Origin of the sequence: Pseudomonas sp. F8002, assembly GCF_013385495.1 — a bacterium.
In the GTDB taxonomy this organism is placed as follows: domain Bacteria; phylum Pseudomonadota; class Gammaproteobacteria; order Pseudomonadales; family Pseudomonadaceae; genus Aquipseudomonas.
Genome location: NZ_JACAPW010000002.1, coordinates 365,887 through 384,246, shown reverse-complemented (window position 1 = coordinate 384,246; position 18,360 = coordinate 365,887). Strand labels below are relative to the sequence as shown.

Sequence of the window (18,360 nt, the reverse complement as noted above, 5' to 3'; positions counted from 1 at the left end):
CACCGATTCCAGGAAAGTACGGGGGTTCATAAACTATCAGCAGGGGAGAAGTAGGGGCCCTGAAAATAGTCAAAAGGCAAGCGTCTGGCGAGAAGTGCGCTGTCGGCGTGCTCGACGTTGTCGGCGATGAAGGAGACCCGGGTGGTGCTCATCAGCCCCAGCATCTGGTCGTAAAGCCGGTCGAACAGGCCCGAGCGGGTGTTCAGACTGAGCCTGAGGGCCGAGTCTGGAAAAGGCATTTTTATATAGTCATAAAGACTCAAGTCGATCAGCAGGTCGGTGTTTTTTGTATTTAATGTGTAATTGTTATAGGCAAGCTTCAGGTTGCTCTGGTCTTTCAGGCTATACAGTTGACGGATCATGCTCCGGCGTTCCAGCGGGCCCGGAAGGGTGTCCAGTGTGTTTTCAACGCTGACAATCAGTTGTTGTCTGTTTTTTTCCAGCGTGTGTGAAGTATCGATAATTTCCTTGAGCAGGTCCTCATTCATCAACAGCGATTGCTCAATTCGGAAAAACTTGTGGAGGCCCGGGCTTTTATCCGCGCGCAAACGTTTACTTGTGCGGGCAAATGAACTCGGCCTGGCATGTTGCAAGGCTTCGCTGTAGGCGTCTTTAAGTTGTTCGGAATAAAACGGGCAGGCGTCATCACGCGGGCTGTCGAGCGCAGGCTCGGCGTGGACGCGGATCTCACTGCCCCACAGCGTGCAACTTCGTTCAAGTATCGCTTGCCGCGAAAAGGTGAAGCAGGCTGACGCCTCACGTAATAAGGTTCCGCTATTCACGGTTCGACCGCTCCCTGACGGGGTGGATATGATTAACCGAAGCCAGCCCTCTGCTTAGTTTGTAGCCGTAACCGCGAATGCTCTGAATTATATTGCTTCCGTAATGTGATTTTATTTTGCCACGTAACCGGCTAATCGATTTTTCGAGGGCCCTTGAATCATAAAATCGGGGATTCAGCCCCATTACCACGGCGATTTCATCATGGCTGAGCAATCGATTATGAATGAGCGCTTCCAGTACTTTCATTTCGACAAAGGACACTTCGAGCTTTTTGCCACCCCCGTAGATGCACATGCGATCCTGATCGAGTAGCAAATCAGTATTACTTAGCCAGTATGTCTCGCTGAGGAACGCGGCAAACAGGGCAAGTTTTTTCTCGGGCGAGCTCTCGACGACCTTTATGCAGTAATCGGCGCCTGCGAGATAATATTTGGTTTTGCTTAGTGTAGTGGCGAAGGTGACAACCAGGAAAATGGTGCTGCCAGGATTTTCCGATCTGGTTTTTTTAATGATGTCTAGCGTTTGGGTGCTGGCAGAGGGGGTGTCGATCTCTATGATGATGGCACGGTAATGTCCATGGCTTTCATAGGGGCCGATTAGTTGGCCGTAGGAGCGTGTATCGACTTTTAGATTTTTCGGTACAGTACGAACTATAAGCTCGCTGAAGTCCTCGGATTTCGATGGGGTCCGTGCAATAGCGAGGACGTTGGAAAAATGCATCACGTTGCTCCCTTTTCCGGCATGCGAGGCCGTCAATTCAATCGCTGCAGGCGTTTAGATGTTAATCGAATTGAATACGCCAAAACGTGACAAATTTTAACATTCGGCACTTTATTTGCGGGGGGTAAGGCGGATTTCAGGCGGGTGTTGAGAGCGGGTTTGTGGACCGGAGTACTCATATGCTAGTGCAAATTTTTTAGTGTGCGATAAGTATTTTAGGCGGGTTGATTTTTTTTGGCTGGAATGATTTAAGCCTTCTAGTCCCTTAGCTCTAAAAATGCTTATACGTGACTATTTATAATAATCCAGCAAGGCGATAGCGGGCGTCGTGTGCTGGGGTATGCTCGCTCGGTCAGCCAGGTAGCGCGCCGGCGGTTGGCCGATGGCCTTGCGGAACATGGTGATAAAGCCGCTGGCGTTTTCATAGCCGAGGTCCAGCGCCACCGTCTGCACACTTTCGCCTTTCGCCAGGCGCTGCAGTGACAGGATCACATGCAGTTGCCTGCGCCAGCGGCCGAAACTCAGGCCGATCTCCTCCAGCAACAAGCGCGTCATGCTGCGTTCGCTCATGCCGATGCGTACGGCCCATTCGCCCAGGGTGGCCTTGTCGCTGGGGTTGGCCAGCAAACTGTCGGCCAGGCGCCGCAGCCGAGTGTCCCGGGGCATGGGCAGGTGCAGGGCCTCCACCGGTGCCAGTGCCAGTTCGTCCAGCAGCGTGGCCACCAACCGGCCCTGGGCGCCCTCGGTGTCGTACAGCGGCGGGAAGCTGACGGCCTTGCTGATCAATTCGTGTAACAACGGCGATACCGCCAGGGTGCAGCATTGCCGGGGCAGGGCGCCGGCGGCGTCGGGGTCGACCAACAGACAGTAGATATCCGCTGCCCCCGACCCGCGCGCGGCATGGGAAAGGCCGCCCGGAATCCACAACGCGCACTGGGGGGGCACGATCCAGATACCTTCTTCGATGACGCAATGAATCACCCCGCGCAATGTGTACATCAACTGGCCCTTGCGGTGCTGGTGCGGTGCGTGCTCCCAACTCGCAGAGGTGCTTGAAGCGCTCACTGCAACCACCGCACGGGGAATTGCATCGGCGAGGGCCGGGCGCAAGGGGTCACGGGTTTCGAGGCGGTGGTTGTACATGGCGGCGCGGCGTCTTGGCTGGAATGCGAAACATTCTGGCCATTCTGTGCAATGGCGTCCAGTGATGGCATGGCTATCATGAGAAACATTCTCGTTAAAGGAGCTTCCCATGCAACTCGACAGTTCAACATTCCCCGTGGTGAAAATCGTGTTTGACGCCCCCAGCGACACCCCCCCGCAAGATACCTTTGGCGCATTCGAGGCCTTGTTGCAGCGCGAGGAACCCTTCGTCCTGCTGCACGAGAAAGCCGTGGATGAAAGCACTCACGAGCATTCACACGAAGAACGCAAACAGGCCTCGATCTGGATGAAGAAGCACAAGGTGGCCCTGCGTACTTTCGTCAAAGGCATGATCCAGGTGGAGCCCAGCGCAGCCAAGCGCCTGGCGCTCAAGCCGTTTGCCGTGATGTTCGGCAAGGCGTGGGGCTACCCGTTGCTGGTGGTGGAATCCACGGATCAGGCCTGGGCATTGGCGCGGGACGTGCTGGATACCCAGGTGTCGGATGTGGCGCACTATTGAGTGTGGGGCGCTGCCGTGCTGCCGCGTACTGTGAGTTCGAACGGCACTACAACCTGACGCTCCGGCAGCGGCGTTTTCTCGATCAGTGCGATGAGCATCTCGACGGCCTTGCGGCCGAAGATTTCGGCAGGCTGGGCAATGGTGGTCAGCGGCGGGTCGCAGTAGGCCGCGAAGGGGATGTCATCAAAGCCCACCAGGGAAATATCCTGGGGCACGCGCAGGCCCTGTTGCTTGATGCGCTTCAAGGCGCCGATGGCCATTTCGTCGTTCTCGCAGAACAGCGCAGTGGGCCGCTCGGGCAGGGCGAGCATGTTGCCTGCGCCCTCGAAACCGGCGTGCAGGGTGAAGTCGCCGTGGCAGATAAGCGCCGGGTCGCGGGGGATGCCCGCCGCGAGCAAGGCATCTTCATAACCGGCCACGCGGTCACGGGTCAGTGGGCTGCTTTTCGGGCCTTTGATCAAGCCGATGCGGCGGTGGCCGAGGTCGATCAAGTGCTGGGTCATGGCCCGGGCGGCGCCACGGTTGTCGAGGCTGATGGTGGGGTGGCGACCGTCCTGGATCACCTCGCAGGCGTTCACCAGTGGCGGTGAGTCGCTGCAGTCGCTGAACGGGTCCGAGGCCCGCAACTGAATCACACCATCGGCCTGATGGGCGTGGACCAGTTCGGCGAACTGTTTTTCGATTTCTGCCTGGCCCCGAGTGTCGCACAACAGCAACCGATAACCCGATGCCTGCGCCGCTTGCTGTGCACCGCTGATGACCCGGGCGAAAAACGTGTTGGCAATCGCCGGCACCAGGATCACCAGGTTGCCGGTGCGCCGCGAACGGAATTGCACCGCCATGCGGTTCGGCCGGTAGCCGGTCTGTTCCACGGCGGCGTTGACCTTGTCGCGGGTCTCGGGCAACACGCGTTCAGGGCTGGCCAGGGTCCTGGACACGGTGGCCACCGAGACCCCGGCCAGCCGGGCGACTTCACGAATATTGGACAAGACCACCTCGTTATCAGAACAGCAGCCTGCAAGTTTACCGCAGTCGGGGTTTGACACCGCGAGCAACCAGGCCTAAATTTCCGGCACGATGTAACCGGTTACATCATGATCGGTAATTGCCCATAAAGAGAAGACTTGCGATGACGGTTGCTGTGCAAAAAATAAGAATGGGCTTTGTTGGCGGCGGCGAAGGCGCCTTCATCGGCCAGGCTCACCGCCAGGCGGCGGGGCTGGATGGGTGTTATGAACTGGTGTGCGGTGCCTTCAGCCGTGAGCCCGAGAACAACCGGAGCACCGGCAATGCGCTGGGCCTGCCCGCGTCCCGCTGTTACAGCGAATGGCAGCAGATGCTCGCCGCCGAACAGGCACTCCCGGCCGAGCAGCGCATGCAGCTGCTGGTGATCGTCACCCCCAATCATCTGCATGCACCGATTGCGACCCAGGCGCTGCAGGCGGGCTTCCACGTGTTCAGCGAGAAGCCGGCCGCGCTCAATCTTGCTGAAGTGCAGGCGCTGGCAGACGTTGTCAAAAACGGTTCCGGGCTTTATGGGCTGGCACACACCTACCTGGGTTACCCGATGGTGTGGCAGGCCCGCGACATGGTGCGCAATGGCGTGATCGGCGCGTTGCGCAAAGTGATCGTCGAGTACCCACAAGGCTGGCTCAGCCAGGACGTGGCCGGGCAGGGCAACAAACAGGCGGACTGGCGCAGCCGGCCCGAGCTGTCGGGACTGGGCGGCTGCATCGGCGACATCGGCACCCACGCCTTTTCCCTGGCCGAGTTCATCGCCGACCAACCGATCGAACAGCTTTGCGCGAGCCTGGGCATCCATGTACCCGGTCGGCAACTGGATGACGATGCCGCCATGCTGTTCAAGATGGCCTCCGGCGCGAGCGGCGTGCTGATCGCCAGCCAAGTGTGTGCCGGTGAAGAGAACCCGCTGAAGATCCGCCTCTATGGCGACAAGGGCGGCCTGGAATGGCGCCAGGAAGAACCCGCCAGTCTGATCCATCGTTCCCTCGACCAACCGCTGCGCATCCTGCGTTCCGGCGTCGGCCAGCCCTGGCTGTGCGACGCGGCATTGCAGCGCATGCGCCTGCCCGCCGGGCATCCCGAGGGTTACCTGGAAGCCATGGCCAACCTCTACCGCGACTTCGCCAAGGCCATTCGCCAGGGCACCGAGGCCGTTGGCGTACCCGGCATCGAAGTCGGCGTGCGCGGCATGGCCTTTATCGAAGCCGTGATCGCCAACCATCACGGCGAGGCGAAGTGGACCACCCTGGCGAACCACCCATGAAGGAGACTACAGACATGCGCGGCCCAGGCATTTTTCTCGCCCAGTTCATCTCGGACGAAGCGCCTTTCGACACCCTGGCCAACATCGCCCAATGGGCGGCATCCCAGGGCTACAAGGCGATCCAGTTGCCCACACTCGGCACCCGCTACATTGACCTGGCCCGCGCTGCAGAAAGCCAGGCCTACTGCGATGAACTCAAGGCGACCTGCGCCCATGCCGGCGTCGAAATCAGCGAGCTATCGACCCACCTGCAGGGCCAACTTGTGGCCGTGCACCCGGCATTCGACACGCTGTTCGACGACTTCGCCCCGGCCCATCTGCGCGGCCAGCCCCAGGCACGGACCGAGTGGGCCATCGACCAATTGAAACTCGCCGCCCGCGCCAGCCAGCGCCTTGCCTTGACGGCCCACGCGACCTTCTCCGGCGCGCTGCTCTGGCCGTACATCTACCCCTGGCCACAACGCCCCAGCGGCCTGGTGGAGCAAGGCTTTGCCGAGTTGGCCAAGCGCTGGCTGCCGATTCTCGATTGCTTCGAGGCGGCCGGCGTCGACCTGTGCTACGAAATCCACCCCGGCGAAGACCTTCACGACGGCGCCTCTTTCGAGCGCTTCCTCGAAGCCGTCGACCACCATCCCCGGGCCAACATTCTCTACGACCCCAGCCACCTGCTGCTGCAGCAAATGGATTACCTGGGCTTCATCGACCGCTACCACGCGCGCATCCGCATGTTCCACGTCAAGGACGCCGAGTTTCGCCCCGACGCGCGCTCCGGCGTGTATGGCGGCTACCAAGGATGGGTCGACCGCCCTGGCCGTTTTCGCTCATTGGGCGATGGCCAGATCGACTTCAAATCGATCTTCAGCAAGCTCACCCAGTACGACTTCCACGGCTGGGCCGTGCTGGAGTGGGAGTGCTGCCTGAAGGACGCGCAACAAGGCGCGGCAGAAGGGGCGGAGTTCATCCGCCAGCACATGATCCGCAAGACCAGCAAGGCATTCGATGACTTCGCCGGCGTGACATCCGACGAGCAATCCAACCGACGGCTGCTGGGCCTGCCCGACGCCTGAACAGCGCTTCTGCCCCAAAATAACAATAAAACGGTGACCACAATGAAAGCGCGACTGAGCGTCATGATGTTCCTGCAATTCTTTATCTGGGGCGGCTGGTTCGTCACCCTCGGCACCTTCCTCGCCAGCAACCTGGGGGCCAGCGGCGGGCAGATCGGCATGGCGTTTTCCACCCAGTCGTGGGGGGCGATCATCGCCCCGTTTATCATCGGCCTGATCGCCGACCGCTACTTCAACGCCGAGCGCATCCTGGCGGTGCTGCACCTGATCGGCGCGGTGCTGCTGTACCAGCTGTACCGCGCGCCGGACTTCGTCGGCTTTTATCCCTACGTGCTGGCATACATGGTCATCTACATGCCGACCCTGGCACTGGTGAACTCGGTGGCCTTCCGGCAAATGAGCGACCCGGCCCAGGAGTTTTCGCGCATCCGTGTGTGGGGCACCCTGGGCTGGATTGTTGCGGGGCTGGTGATCAGCTTTGTGTTCGCCTGGGATTCGCAGCAGTCGATCACCACGGGCGCGTTGCGCAACACCTTCCTGATGTCTGCCATCGCGTCAGTGGTGCTGGGTTTCTACAGCTTCACCTTGCCGCGTACCGCGCCCTTGAAAGCCGAGGCGGGCAAGGGTGATATCAAGCAACTGCTCGGGCTGGATGCGCTGGGGTTGCTCAAGGATCGCAGCTACCTGGTGTTCTTCATCGCCTCGATCCTGATCTGCATTCCCCTGGCGTTCTACTACCAGAACGCCAACCCGTTTCTCGCGGAAATCGGCGTGACCAACCCCACGGCAAAAATGGCCATTGGGCAAGTGTCCGAGGTGCTGTTCATGCTGCTATTGCCGCTGTTCATCCAGCGTTTTGGCATCAAGGTCGCGCTGTTGGTGGGCATGCTGGCGTGGGCGCTGCGCTATGCGCTGTTCGCCTACGGCAATAATGGCGAGCTGGCCTTCATGCTGTTTACCGGGATTGCGCTGCATGGCATCTGCTATGACTTCTTCTTTGTCTCGGGGCAGATCTACACCGACGCGAAAGCGCCGGAGCGCTTCAGGAGTTCGGCGCAGGGGCTGATTACCCTGGCTACGTACGGTGTGGGCATGTTGATCGGGTTCTGGGTGGCGGGGCAGGTGACCGACCACTATGTGGCGGCGGGTGGCAGCCATGACTGGCGCAGCATCTGGTTGTTTCCGGCGGGGTTTGCGTTGGTGATCTTTTTTTGTTTTTCGCTGGCGTTCAAGGGGCGGGAGCGGGTGGCTGGCTGAGTACGATGTCAAGGCCAGCCAAAATCAAAGGTGGGAGCTGGCTTGCCTGCGATAGCATCGCCTCGGTGCAACTGATACATCGAGGTGTCTGCATCGCAGGCAAGCCAGCTCCCACACTGATTCTCTTTGCCTGTTTGAGCGTGTTGTTGGCTGGTGTGGAACTCAGGGTTTACCGGGGCTCTTGAACAGATCCAGCATCAGCAACAACGCACCCAGAGTGATCGCGATATCGGCGAGATTGAACACACCCGTATGCAGCGGGCCGACATTCACCACCAGATAATCGACGACATGGCCGTCGCGAAAGACCCGGTCAATCAGGTTCCCGGCGCCGCCCAGGGCAATCAGGAAAAGTGGTGCGGCCTTGCGCAGGGAATGGTTCCAGTTCGTCCAGGCCCAATAACCCGCCCAGCACACCACCGCGGCCACGCCGACGATAAAGATCAGTTGCTTGACCTGGGTTGGCAGGCTAGCGCCCAAGCTGAGGAACGCACCCGGGTTCAAGCTCAGCTCCAAGGCCATGTTGACCGGGCTTGAACCGAACCGGAACGTTGTGGCTTGAAGCGAAAACAGCGCCAGCAGTTTGATCAACTGGTCCACGGCGATAAACGCAATGCCCATCAGCACCGCAAAGCTTCGTCCTCTCAAGGCGTCCTGCTTCTTCAACGTTTCACTCCTTCATGTTTTTCGCCTGAGTCGGCGGCCCGAAGATATAGCACGGCCTGCGCAGCGTCCATCTTTGCACCGGCAGCCTGCCTGGCCCCGGCGTTTCAGGTATCCTCCGCGCCCCGCTCAACAACTATTCCCAAACCATGCCAGAACACAACATGCAGGCCCTGTTGGAGTCGATCCTCGACGAAGTCCGTCCACTGATCGGCCTCGGCAAGGTCGCCGACTACATCCCCGCGCTCGCCGACGTGCCGGCCCAGCAACTGGGCATTGCCGTGTATGGCAATGACGGCTCGTCCTACTGCGCGGGTGATGCCCACACCTTGTTCTCCGTACAGAGCATCTCCAAGGTATTCAGCCTGGTGCAGGCCATCGACCATGGCGGCGAAAGCATCTGGGAACGCCTGGGCCACGAACCTTCGGGGCAGCCGTTCAACTCCATGGTGCAGCTGGAGTTCGAGCGCGGGCGGCCACGCAACCCGTTTATCAACGCCGGTGCGCTGGTGATCTGCGACATCAACCAATCGCGCTTTGCCGTGCCTATTTTGTCCATGCGTGATTTTGTGCGGCGGTTGTCGGGCAATCCGCAGATCCTGGTCAACAGCGTGGTGGCCGAATCCGAAGCCCAGCACGGTGCGCGTAATGCGGCCATGGCGTACCTGATGAAGTCCTTCGGCAACTTCCACAATGACGTGGATGCAGTGCTGCACAGCTACTTTAACTATTGCGCATTGCAGATGAGCTGCCTGGACCTGGCCAAGGCATTTTGCTTCCTGGCGAATGAGGGGGTGTGCACCCACAGCGGCGAGCAGATTCTGACGGCGCGCCAGACCAAGCAAGTGAACTCGATCATGGCCACCAGCGGGCTGTATGACGAGGCGGGGAACTTTGCTTATCGCGTTGGCTTGCCGGGCAAGAGCGGGGTAGGCGGCGGGATTCTCGCGGTGGTGCCGGGGCTGTTTACGGTGTGCGTGTGGTCACCGGAGCTGAATGCGGCGGGCAATTCCCTGGCGGGGATGAAGGCGTTGGAGTTGTTGAGCGAGCGGATCGGATGGTCGGTTTTTTGAAGAGACTTGATCGCTCCCACGCTCTGCGTGGGAGCGCTGCCCTGGACGCTCTGCGTCTGCCTTTGTGACGCGGAGCGTCACAGTCTGCATTCCCACGCGGAGCGTGGGAACGAGCTCAGCGCGGGCTGGTTTGCGCGCATCGATCCAGCGCTTTGTCGACCAGCATCTGCACACCTTCCAGCATCCGGCAAATGCCCAGCGCCACGTTGCGCTGGGTACCATCGACTTCGAAGGCCAGGTGAGCGGCGATGACATTGATCGACGCCAGGTCTTGCGAGGCATTGGCCAGCAAGGTTTCCGTGTCCAGGTCCGTACGCACGGTAAATAATCCATCGAACGGTAGCTCGGTGGGTTCAGGCGGTTGGGGTTGGGCGTCAGGTTTCAGATAGTGGTGAATGGCGCGGTAAGCGGCTTCTTGAAGCCGGTCGGTGTGCGGTGGGGGATTGGGGCTGTCTTTAATCATGGTGAAGCTCCTTTGTGAATGGAGCTGCCACGATTCGCGGTCAAACGATTAGGGTGGCAGCTATACGCGGGTTGACCGACCGGCCCAAAGAACAAAACCGGCATACCCGAAGGTATCCCGCGCACAGCTGCCGCGACACAATACATCAGGCGTAAAAAAAACGCCCAAGATCGGTTTTGGCGCAGTTGTTCTATGGTTGCGGACGGTCAAATCCGGTCGCTGAATTGGCAGCGACTGCGGGAGGTTAGTCAGCCCGGGTCCGACCGACAACCTGAAACAGTTGTCGGAAAAATCCGAGCATGTCTCCCTCAGTCAGAGACGGTCCATGTTGCCCAATCGTGTCGTCCAGGCCCCGCCAAGTCGGTGCTCCGGCTATTGATCGCTCCCACGCTCTGCGTGGGAACGAGCTTAAAATCCGAGTGCGTCTCCCTGTCGAGGAGAGTGCTGCTACCATCGACGCAATCCCTCATCAGTCAGAGACAATCCATGTTGCCTAATCGCGTGGTCCAGGCCGCCGCCAAGTCGGTGCTGCAGCAGCTCGTTACGCGGATCACGCCACAGTCCACCGAAGCCTCCATCGCCGAAATGGCGACGCAGATGCTCGCGGATTCCGGCTATCCGCAGACCTGGTATTACGACTGCCCGGCCTTCGTATTGCTGGGTTCGCGCAGTGCGCTTTCGGTGTCGGGACGCGACTATCGGCCCAGTGATGAAGCCGTTGGTTTACACAATCTGATCACGGTGGATTTGAGCCCGAGAGCAGGCAATGTGTGGGGCGACTGTGCCCGCTCTTTCTATGTGGAGGAGGGCGTGTGCCGGGCGGTGCCGGTGGGGGCCGAGTTCAGCAGGGGTTATGAAGTCGAGCACCTGCTACACGCGATGATGCGCACATTCGCCCGGCCTGAAACCACGTTCAACGATCTCCACGCGTTCGCCAATGACCTGATCGCATCCGAGGGTTTCGAGAACCTCGATTTCGCCGGCAACGTCGGCCACAGCATCTGCGAGCAGCGTGACCAAAGGCTCTACATCGAGGCGGGCAATCATCGGCGCCTGGAGGAGGTGACGTGCTTTACCTTCGAGCCGCATGCTCGCGAGCGAGGCGGTCGCTGGGGCTACAAGCATGAAAATATCTATTTCTTCAGTGATGAGGGAAAGGTCTGCGAGCTTTGACGAAGGCGCCGGTCTCCTGAGGACACGCGGCGCCTTCGGTTTTTTCGCGAGCAAGCTCGCTCCTACAGGGAGAGGCGATCCAGCAGGCTGTACCACGCCACGCCCGCGCCGATGTAGAAGCGTTGCAAGCCATGCAGTGGCAACCGCTGCAAAGGCGTTACCGGGTAAGCGAAGTCGGAGCGGCTGTCACACAGGCGCCCGGCCAATTGCTGGCCGAGGCTGGTGCACAAGGCAATCCCGCGTCCGTTACAGCCCAATGCCAGGGTCAGGCCAGGTGCGGGCTCGTGGACGTGGGGCATAAAGTCCCGGGTGATCGCGATCCGGCCCGCCCAGCGGTACTCGAAGTCCAGCTTGCCCAGCTGCGGAAACAGCAGTGCCAGCGAACGTTCCAGGTGCGCAAAATCCGCGGGCCCGGTGGGATCTTCGAACAACCCGCGCCCGCCCATCAGCAGGCGGCCATGGGCATCCTTGCGAAAGTAAAGCAACAGGCGCTGTGCGGTTGAGACGGTTTCCTGCCCCGGCAAAATGCTCTCGGCCCCAGGCCCGCTCAAGGGCCGGGTGGCGACGATAAAACTGTTGGCCGCGAGCACACTCTGGGCCATGCCGGGCCACAAGTCGCCGCTGTAGCCGTTGGTGGCCAGTACCACTTGGCCGGCCGACACCTGCGCGCCGCTCGCGGTCTGCAACTTCCAGCCCGCGCCCGCCTGTTGCATCGCGGTCACTGCGCTCTGCCCATGAATGCGCACGCCCGCCGCCTGGGCTGCACGCACCAGGCCCCGAGCATAGGCCAAGGGTTGGATGGCACCCGCGCGACCGTCCAGCCAGCCACCGGCAAACGCCTGGCTGCCCATGCGGGCGGACACCGCGCCGGCATCCAGGCGCTGCACCGGCACCCCGCGACGTGCCCACTGTTCGGCCCGGGCGTGCAGGCCCGCCACGCCTTTTTCGGAATAGGAAACCTGCATCCAGCCCTTGCGTGTGGGCGCACAGTCAATGCCATGGCGCTCGATCAGGTTGAACACCAGGTCTGCCGAGTTGGACACGGTGTTGATCAGTGGCTCGGCGCGCTCGGCACCGTACATCTGCACCAGTTGATCCGGGTCGTATTTGAGTGTCGGGTTGACCTGCCCACCATTGCGCCCGGACGCGCCCCAGCCGGGCTCGTTGGCCTCCAGCACGCACACGCTGACGCCGCGCTCCGCGAGGTGCAGGGCTGTCGACAAACCGGTATACCCGGCGCCGACGATGGCCACGTCCACCTTCAATGACTCAGCCAGCGCGGGTGTCGGCGGTGCAGCGGGCGCCGTCGCTGCCCAGAGTGACTTCATGACAGGCTCCGGGTATTGGCCGTCGGGTGCAGCACGCGGCGCAGGAAGTCCTGGGTGCGCGGTTGTTGCGGGTTGCCCAGCACCTGCTCGGCCGGCCCGCTCTCCACGATGTAGCCGCCGTGCAGGAAGCACACGCGGTCGGCCACTTCCCGGGCAAAGCCCATTTCGTGGGTCACCACGATCATGGTCATGCCTTCGTCCGCGAGGGTGCGCATCACCTCCAACACATCGCCCACCAGTTCCGGGTCGAGGGCCGAAGTGGGTTCGTCGAACAGCATGGCGTCGGGTTTCATCGCCAGTGCGCGGGCGATGGCCACCCGCTGTTGCTGGCCGCCGGAGAGTTGTTCCGGGTAGGCATCGGCCTTGGCCGACAGGCCGACTTTATCCAGCAGCGCCAAGGCTTCTTCCCGGGCCTGTTGCAGCGGTTCGCCCTTGACGTACACCGGGCCTTCCATCACGTTTTCCAGCACGGTGCGATGGGGGAACAGGTTGAAGCGCTGGAACACCATGCCCATGCGGCTGCGCAGGGCGTGTACGGTCTTGCTGCCACGTTGCACGGTTTCGCCGAACACGTTGATGGTGCCGCCGTCGTAGGCTTCCAGGGCGTTGATGCAGCGCAGCAAGGTGGATTTGCCCGAGCCGGACGGGCCGATCAGGCACACCACTTCGCCCTTGGCCACGTCCAGGTCGACGCCGTGCAGCACGCGATGGGTGCCGTAGTGCTTTTGCAGTTGGCGAATCTCGATCATGCTTTTTTCCTCCGACCCAGGTGCTGTTCCATGCGGCGCAGGCCATACACCAGCGGCAGGCTCATCAGCAGGTAGAGCAGGGCGACCAGGGTGTAGACGGTCATGTTCCGGAAGGTGGACGAGGCGATCAGTTGGCCCTGGCGCGTCATCTCGGCCACGGTGATGGTCGACACCAGCGATGAGTCCTTGAGCATCATCACCAGGGTGTTGCCGTAGGGCGGCAAGGCGATGCGAAACGCCTGGGGCAGGATCACCCGGCGCATCATCAGCACCGAGCGCATGCCCAGGGCTTCGGCGGCTTCACGCTGGCCCTGTTCGACGGCGATGATGCCGGTACGGAAGTTCTCCGCCTGATACGCCGAGTAGGCGATGCCCATGCCGATCACACCCGCCTGGAATGCACTGAGGTGCACGCCCATGTCCGGCAACACGAAGTAGATGTAGAACAGCTGCACGATGATCGGCAGGCCGCGAATCACATTGATCACGGTGCTCGCCGCCCACGACAGCGCCTTGATCGGCGACAGCTTGAGCAGCGCCAGCACCAGGCCGATCGCGCTGCTGAGCAGGAACGACAGCACGGTGATCTGGATCGTCACCCAGGCGCCTTGCAGCAGGATCGGCAGGAAGTCCCGGGCATTTTGCAGGAATTCAGCCGGGTTCATGGCTGCACCTGGGCATCAAGCCCCCACTTCTTCAGGATCGCGTCCAGGGTGCCGTCGGCCTTGATGCTGGCGATGGCCTGGTTCAGGCGTTCGAGGGTTTCGCTGTCGCCTTTGCGCACCACCAGGCACACCTCGCCGACGTTGACCGGCTTGTAGTCGGCGGCGAGCTTCACGCCCTTGAACAGCTTCTGGCGGATCTGGTACGCCACCACCGGCTGGTCACCCACGGCGGCCTTGATGCGGCCCAGGCTCAGGTCGCGGACCATTTCGCCGATGGAGTCGTAGGTGCGGATTTCCTTGAAGATCCCCAGCTTGTTGAGCATGTCGTAGAAGATCGTGCCGGCTTGTACACCCACTACCTGGTCCTTCAAGGAACTGAGGTCGGTATAGGTCGCGTTGTCGTCGGCACTCACGATCAGGCCTTCACCGTAGGCGTACACCGGCGCGCTGAAGTCCACTACTTGAGCGCGTTCCGGGGTCTTGAGCATGCCGGCGGCGATGAAGTTGAGCTTGCCCGAGGTGAGGGACGGGATCAGCGCGGCAAAGTTGGTCTGCTCGATTTCGCTGGTGAAACCACCGGCCTTGCCCACAGCATTGGCGACGTCGACCATCACGCCCTGGATGCTGTTGCTCTTGATATCGAGGAAGGTGAACGGCGAACCGCTGGCCGTTGCACCGACTTTGTACGAGGCTGCACCGGCGGCGTGCACGGTGGCCACGCAAAAGGTGGCGCAAAGACCGAAGGCGAGGCGGCGAAACAAGGGCGAAAGACTGTTCATCGGGTTACTCCAGAAGGAAAACGGATCGTCAGTACCGCGAGCGGTTACCGAGCAAACCGCAAGCTCTGTGCCATTTCGATTAAATAAAATCGTTTTACGCTACTGAAATTAAACAAAATGAACCATTCGTATCGGTATGCGATTTTTAGTGGTCGAATTTCGCGATTTCGTGTAGAAATATCGCCACGCTTGATCGACCTGACCGCGAGTTCGCCATGTCCGAAGAACGCAACAGCTTGCACAACCAATCCCTGGAAAAGGGCCTGTCGGTGCTCAAGGCATTCAGCGCCCAGCGCCGCAGCATGAGCCTTGCAGAGGTGGCCGAAGCCGCCGGCATGACCAAAAGCTCGGCCCAGCGCATGGTGTTTACCCTCGAGAGCCTGGGTTACCTTCGGAAACACTCGCGCACCCGTCATTACCAACTCACACCACGGGTGCTGGAGTTGGGCTTCAGTTATCTGGATGCGCATTCGCTGATTGAAGTGGCCAACCCGTTCCTCTCGGAATTGACCCGCCTGACGGGAGAAACCTCGTGCCTGACCGAGCCTGCGGGTTACGACATGACGTATATCGCGCGGTTTGTCAGCTCGGGCTTCGTGCCGGTACACATGCCGATTGGCTCGCGGGTGCCGATGTATTGCACGGCGTCGGGGCGCGCGTATCTGAGTGCGTTGCCGCAGGATGAGGCGCTGGCATTGATCGAGCACAGCCAGCGGGTGGCGCACACCAGCCAGACGTTGACTGAGGTCGACAGGATCATGGAGTCGTTGCAGCAGGTGCGCGAGCAAGGCTATGCGGTGAATGGCCAGGAACTGTTCCTGGGGGACATGACCATCGGCGCGCCGGTGCTGGGGGCGAACGGTCGGCCGGTGGCGGCGGTGCATGTGGTGGCGCCGACCAGTCGCTGGAGCCGGGCGGATGCAGAGAAGCAGTTGGCGCCGGCGTTGTTGCAGTGCTCAAGGGCGTTGAGCAATTCGGCCCGCAATCTTGAATAGCCCCATTCTCAAGAGCACAGCAAATCCAATGTGGGAGCGGGCTTGCTCGCGAATGCGGTGGCTCAGTCACACATGTATCGGCTGACCCACCGCTTTCGCGAGCAAGCCCGCTCCCACATTTTGATCTTCAGTATTCTTTGAAATTTATGGGTGCCTGTAGGAAAGCAAACATCTCTGTCAGTTAAATCTTAATAAGGGTAGGGGTCCTTCACATTCTCAAGGCATTGCTCGACAATGCGCTCACTGTTCCGGAGTAGTTCAGCGGTAGAACACTCGGCTCTTAACCGGGTGGGCGCTGGTTCGAATCCAGCCTCCGGACCCAGCCATTACACAGCAGTCTGGACATACTTCCAGATTACACGGAGTGACTAGCATGGATGCAGGTTATGCAGTCTTCCAGCTGTCCAGGGCACTGCTTGCGCACGATCAAACTTGTAGCCCTCTCGCCCGTTTTAATGCCCGCAGACGCATCTCGCGCTGGAAACAGGTTATTGCGCACATTCTGCAAAGCACCGCAGAGTATGGCTCTCGTACCCCGATTGCTGAGGTTCCCGCCTGGGTTACGCTGGAAGTAACTACAGGGGGGTTCGCTACCGGTAATCTGTTGGCAGGTGGCGAATTGACCGACTATGAGCGTGAACTGGCCGCCTCCCTCCCGGGGATTCGTCGAGGGTTTGAGCGGTTGGATATCAATGCCTGGCATCTCACAGATGACGGTCTTGATGCGCTGCAGCAGCTTCTGGCCAGTTGTGACTATCGAGTCGATGTGCCGGAAGAGGCAGCGTTACTGACCGTGGCTTGGTTGTCAGGCCAGCGGCGTACTGACGAGGCGCGTGCCCTCATAGAGGCCATTGTTCCTTTTTTTGACCGATTGCGTTTCTTTCCGTCGATCTCTACGCAGCTTCCGATCTCCGCGACGCAGGTACATGTAGTTGACGCGGGTGAGGTGAAGCAGTCTCTTATAACCTTGCCTGCTCAGACTCAGATCGCTGTGCAGAAACAGGCGATCACAAGACGGTTACCCCTTTATGATTCCGCCATCGCACATTTCCTCCTGACTTATCAGGCTGGCTGGCCTTGCCGTGATTACCCACCTCAGTGGCACGAGCAGGCGGCCGAACTGGAGGAAAATTATAAAAGGCTTGGCATCGACAGGTGCTCCCCTGACCGCTTGGCGGAACTGTTTTCTTTACTGGCGCAATGCTCCCGCAATGCTGAATCGCTTACAGGGCGTCAGGTAGGTCGTATACGACGAATTGTCGATGACTTCGTGCGCAAACATGGCACTCCGGACTCTGCCTCTCACTTAGCGTTCCGCGCGAACCAGCTTCGCCAGGTGGCGGGGCCAGAGCATCATCTAATTGCGCGTGTCGTGGCAAAGCGTCTGTCCAAGTATCCAGCGCGAAGTGGCATTTCGGATTTTGTCGATTTGGCCGCGCCGCTCACTGCTGCGGAGGCATCGGAATGTGCGCAGGCCGAGGGTGTCGCGATACCAACGGCGATCCTGCGCCGTATTCAACGCTGTCGGAGCGGGACGATTGGCGAACTGATCAAGCATGGGCTGATCACTTCGGGTGACACAGTCGCACGGGTGCTGCCCGCGATGACCGCTCAGCTTACTAGCTCGGGGTTGCGGGACGAAGCGTTGAGGATGGTCTACGCCTCGACCTACCGGGCGTTCCGTCGGCGGCGTTCATTGTTACTGTTGAATCTTGAGCGTCAGGTTGGCCTGAGTGAGTTGCCCTGGATTGCTGCCATTGAGCGCGACCGGCAGTCAGGCATTGGTGCAGCCAGTGTCGCCAGACAATCCCTCGTTGAGTCAGCGGCATTAACGCTTCATGCCTTCCCTTACGCTATCCTTCCTAACAAGCTTCTCAAGGAGTATGGAGCACTGGCGGACACTGCGGAACTAGATCTTCCCTTCGTGGAAGAGGTCGCTGCAGATATCTTCATGGGGCAGTTTTCCAGTAAGTTCGCTGACGTTGCCAGGCGAACGGGGCCGGTGATAGCAGGGTCACTTTATATACGTTACTACGCCATTGATACCGACGAGCTGGCCGGCCTCGTCACCCGAGGGCGGCGACAAGCGCGAGTGGCGAGCGATGCGTTCGCTGCCTTGTGCGCGAGGCGTGCGGGAGCTGAGTTAGGCACTTGGCATCCGGCAACCAATGGCACCATTCTTGAGCAGCAGCAGATTTTAACCACGCAGAACCTTGCGGTATTGTTTGAATCGCTTGGGTTGAAGGTTTTGCTACGGTCTAAATTAGGCAGCATGGTGCAGGCGTGTTTTGAGTGGATATGTAGACGGCATCAGATGAAGATCGAGCATTATCATGCTCGGTTGATAATGCTCAAAAATACCGCCTATGCCTGGCGCCAGATGGTGTTCTACCTGGCGATGCTCGATGAAGATGATCGCAGAGAAGCCTTGGCGTCTATTGAGGCTTATTTCGCCATTCAGCCAGTGGCTTTTCGAGAAAGATTCCTGCCGTTGATGAGCGGCTTGCGCAAGGCTTGTGCTGGCGAAGTATTGCCTCAGCGCGCTCCAACTGAGGATGGTGCGAGAGTTTTTCTGGGATGGACAACGACGCGGCATTGGTTACTACCCCCGCAGGAAGTTACTTCAATCCGAGCTGATAAGCAGTAGTGACGCTTAAGATTCAAGTGTGGGAGCGGGCTTGCTCGCGAATGCGGT

The 18,360-nt window shown here is 60.0% G+C and carries 18 protein-coding genes and 1 tRNA gene; 9 read left to right on the top strand and 10 right to left on the bottom strand.

Annotated features, from left to right (window positions below):
* Positions 1–26: 26 nt before the first annotated feature.
* The 3 genes from HX811_RS31850 to HX811_RS04140 all read right to left on the bottom strand — a co-directional run bounded on the left by HX811_RS31850 (position 27) and on the right by HX811_RS04140 (position 2,646).
* Positions 27–782, bottom strand: a complete 756-nt coding sequence (locus tag HX811_RS31850) for a hypothetical protein (protein WP_177019929.1) — start codon at positions 780–782, stop codon at positions 27–29.
* Positions 775–1,503: a winged helix-turn-helix domain-containing protein gene (locus HX811_RS04145; protein ID WP_177044864.1), complete on the bottom strand. Its 729-nt coding sequence runs from the start codon at positions 1,501–1,503 to the stop codon at positions 775–777. Before HX811_RS04145 ends, HX811_RS31850 begins: the two co-directional genes overlap by 8 nt.
* Positions 1,504–1,794: 291 nt before the next feature.
* Positions 1,795–2,646, bottom strand: a complete 852-nt coding sequence (locus tag HX811_RS04140) for a helix-turn-helix domain-containing protein (RefSeq protein WP_003211383.1) — start codon at positions 2,644–2,646, stop codon at positions 1,795–1,797.
* 109 nt (positions 2,647–2,755) lie between these two features.
* Here HX811_RS04140 and HX811_RS04135 point away from each other — a divergent pair, with 109 nt between their 5' ends.
* The gene (locus HX811_RS04135) at positions 2,756–3,166 is read left to right on the top strand and encodes a hypothetical protein (RefSeq protein WP_003211385.1); all 411 of its coding nucleotides are present in this window, start codon (positions 2,756–2,758) and stop codon (positions 3,164–3,166) included.
* Here the strand turns inward: HX811_RS04135 and HX811_RS04130 are convergent.
* Positions 3,160–4,155 (bottom strand): LacI family DNA-binding transcriptional regulator, encoded by a 996-nt coding sequence (locus tag HX811_RS04130; RefSeq protein WP_177035424.1) that lies wholly within the window; start codon positions 4,153–4,155, stop codon positions 3,160–3,162. The genes HX811_RS04135 and HX811_RS04130 overlap by 7 nt on opposite strands.
* 167 nt (positions 4,156–4,322) lie before the next feature.
* Between HX811_RS04130 and HX811_RS04125 the strand changes: the two genes are divergently transcribed.
* Genes HX811_RS04125 through HX811_RS04115 form a run of 3 tightly spaced genes read left to right on the top strand, consistent with a single transcriptional unit; the run spans position 4,323 to position 7,777 of the window.
* Entirely contained in the window at positions 4,323–5,453 is a 1,131-nt protein-coding gene (locus tag HX811_RS04125) for a Gfo/Idh/MocA family protein (protein ID WP_177045057.1), read from the top strand.
* 14 nt (positions 5,454–5,467) lie between these two features.
* The gene (locus HX811_RS04120) at positions 5,468–6,520 is read left to right on the top strand and encodes a sugar phosphate isomerase/epimerase (RefSeq protein ID WP_177045055.1); all 1,053 of its coding nucleotides are present in this window, start codon (positions 5,468–5,470) and stop codon (positions 6,518–6,520) included.
* Between the two features lie 42 nt (positions 6,521–6,562).
* Positions 6,563–7,777: a nucleoside permease gene (locus tag HX811_RS04115; protein WP_177008620.1), complete on the top strand. Its 1,215-nt coding sequence runs from the start codon at positions 6,563–6,565 to the stop codon at positions 7,775–7,777.
* A gap of 162 nt (positions 7,778–7,939) precedes the next feature.
* Here the strand turns inward: HX811_RS04115 and HX811_RS04110 are convergent, their stop codons facing one another.
* On the bottom strand, positions 7,940–8,398 hold the full coding sequence (locus HX811_RS04110) for a signal peptidase II (protein WP_177045053.1): 459 nt from the start codon (positions 8,396–8,398) through the stop codon (positions 7,940–7,942).
* Between the two features lie 206 nt (positions 8,399–8,604).
* Here HX811_RS04110 and glsB point away from each other — a divergent pair, with 206 nt between their 5' ends.
* On the top strand, positions 8,605–9,513 hold the full coding sequence (gene glsB / locus HX811_RS04105) for a glutaminase B (RefSeq protein ID WP_177044862.1): 909 nt from the start codon (positions 8,605–8,607) through the stop codon (positions 9,511–9,513).
* Positions 9,514–9,628: 115 nt separating this feature from the next.
* Here glsB and HX811_RS04100 read toward each other — a convergent pair whose 3' ends face one another.
* Positions 9,629–9,976, bottom strand: coding sequence for a DUF6124 family protein (locus HX811_RS04100; protein ID WP_003211399.1), 348 nt, complete (start codon positions 9,974–9,976; stop codon positions 9,629–9,631).
* Between the two features lie 486 nt (positions 9,977–10,462).
* On the opposite strand from HX811_RS04100, the gene HX811_RS04095 reads away from it, so the two are divergent.
* The gene (locus HX811_RS04095; RefSeq protein WP_087694233.1) at positions 10,463–11,149 is read left to right on the top strand and encodes a M24 family metallopeptidase; all 687 of its coding nucleotides are present in this window, start codon (positions 10,463–10,465) and stop codon (positions 11,147–11,149) included.
* Between the two features lie 62 nt (positions 11,150–11,211).
* On the opposite strand, the gene HX811_RS04090 is transcribed toward HX811_RS04095, so the two are convergent.
* The 4 genes from HX811_RS04090 to HX811_RS04075 are packed head-to-tail and all read right to left on the bottom strand — an operon-like array spanning position 11,212 to position 14,670.
* Positions 11,212–12,477 carry an FAD-binding oxidoreductase gene (locus HX811_RS04090; protein WP_177044860.1) on the bottom strand — a complete coding sequence of 422 codons (1,266 nt, stop codon included), beginning with the start codon at positions 12,475–12,477 and terminating at the stop codon, positions 11,212–11,214.
* Positions 12,474–13,226 carry an amino acid ABC transporter ATP-binding protein gene (locus HX811_RS04085; RefSeq protein WP_008435413.1) on the bottom strand — a complete coding sequence of 251 codons (753 nt, stop codon included), beginning with the start codon at positions 13,224–13,226 and terminating at the stop codon, positions 12,474–12,476. The genes HX811_RS04090 and HX811_RS04085 overlap by 4 nt, the downstream gene beginning before the upstream one ends.
* The gene (ehuD, locus tag HX811_RS04080) at positions 13,223–13,891 is read right to left on the bottom strand and encodes an ectoine/hydroxyectoine ABC transporter permease subunit EhuD (RefSeq protein WP_177044858.1); all 669 of its coding nucleotides are present in this window, start codon (positions 13,889–13,891) and stop codon (positions 13,223–13,225) included. The genes HX811_RS04085 and ehuD overlap by 4 nt, the downstream gene beginning before the upstream one ends.
* The gene (locus tag HX811_RS04075) at positions 13,888–14,670 is read right to left on the bottom strand and encodes an ABC transporter substrate-binding protein (RefSeq protein WP_177044856.1); all 783 of its coding nucleotides are present in this window, start codon (positions 14,668–14,670) and stop codon (positions 13,888–13,890) included. The genes ehuD and HX811_RS04075 overlap by 4 nt, the downstream gene beginning before the upstream one ends.
* Before the next feature lie 215 nt (positions 14,671–14,885).
* On the opposite strand from HX811_RS04075, the gene HX811_RS04070 reads away from it, so the two are divergent.
* The 3 genes from HX811_RS04070 to HX811_RS04060 all read left to right on the top strand — a co-directional run bounded on the left by HX811_RS04070 (position 14,886) and on the right by HX811_RS04060 (position 18,312).
* Positions 14,886–15,665 (top strand): IclR family transcriptional regulator, encoded by a 780-nt coding sequence (locus HX811_RS04070; RefSeq protein WP_008435411.1) that lies wholly within the window; start codon positions 14,886–14,888, stop codon positions 15,663–15,665.
* Between the two features lie 247 nt (positions 15,666–15,912).
* Positions 15,913–15,987 (top strand) — tRNA-Lys (locus HX811_RS04065).
* 51 nt (positions 15,988–16,038) lie between these two features.
* The gene (locus HX811_RS04060) at positions 16,039–18,312 is read left to right on the top strand and encodes a hypothetical protein (RefSeq protein ID WP_177044854.1); all 2,274 of its coding nucleotides are present in this window, start codon (positions 16,039–16,041) and stop codon (positions 18,310–18,312) included.
* Positions 18,313–18,360 lie beyond the last annotated feature (48 nt).

Coding starts and splice junctions, on each gene's coding strand:
- HX811_RS04135 (WP_003211385.1), top strand. CDS start 2,756: ATGCAACTCGACAGTTCAACATTCCCCGTGGTGAAAATCGTGTTTGAC.
- HX811_RS04090 (WP_177044860.1), bottom strand. CDS start 12,477: ATGAAGTCACTCTGGGCAGCGACGGCGCCCGCTGCACCGCCGACACCC.
- HX811_RS04085 (WP_008435413.1), bottom strand. CDS start 13,226: ATGATCGAGATTCGCCAACTGCAAAAGCACTACGGCACCCATCGCGTG.
- HX811_RS04095 (WP_087694233.1), top strand. CDS start 10,463: ATGTTGCCTAATCGCGTGGTCCAGGCCGCCGCCAAGTCGGTGCTGCAG.
- HX811_RS04060 (WP_177044854.1), top strand. CDS start 16,039: ATGGATGCAGGTTATGCAGTCTTCCAGCTGTCCAGGGCACTGCTTGCG.
- HX811_RS04140 (WP_003211383.1), bottom strand. CDS start 2,646: ATGTACAACCACCGCCTCGAAACCCGTGACCCCTTGCGCCCGGCCCTC.
- ehuD (WP_177044858.1), bottom strand. CDS start 13,891: ATGAACCCGGCTGAATTCCTGCAAAATGCCCGGGACTTCCTGCCGATC.
- HX811_RS04070 (WP_008435411.1), top strand. CDS start 14,886: ATGTCCGAAGAACGCAACAGCTTGCACAACCAATCCCTGGAAAAGGGC.
- HX811_RS04100 (WP_003211399.1), bottom strand. CDS start 9,976: ATGATTAAAGACAGCCCCAATCCCCCACCGCACACCGACCGGCTTCAA.
- HX811_RS04120 (WP_177045055.1), top strand. CDS start 5,468: ATGCGCGGCCCAGGCATTTTTCTCGCCCAGTTCATCTCGGACGAAGCG.
- HX811_RS04145 (WP_177044864.1), bottom strand. CDS start 1,503: ATGCATTTTTCCAACGTCCTCGCTATTGCACGGACCCCATCGAAATCC.
- HX811_RS04115 (WP_177008620.1), top strand. CDS start 6,563: ATGAAAGCGCGACTGAGCGTCATGATGTTCCTGCAATTCTTTATCTGG.
- HX811_RS04110 (WP_177045053.1), bottom strand. CDS start 8,398: ATGGGCATTGCGTTTATCGCCGTGGACCAGTTGATCAAACTGCTGGCG.
- glsB (WP_177044862.1), top strand. CDS start 8,605: ATGCAGGCCCTGTTGGAGTCGATCCTCGACGAAGTCCGTCCACTGATC.
- HX811_RS04075 (WP_177044856.1), bottom strand. CDS start 14,670: ATGAACAGTCTTTCGCCCTTGTTTCGCCGCCTCGCCTTCGGTCTTTGC.
- HX811_RS04125 (WP_177045057.1), top strand. CDS start 4,323: ATGGGCTTTGTTGGCGGCGGCGAAGGCGCCTTCATCGGCCAGGCTCAC.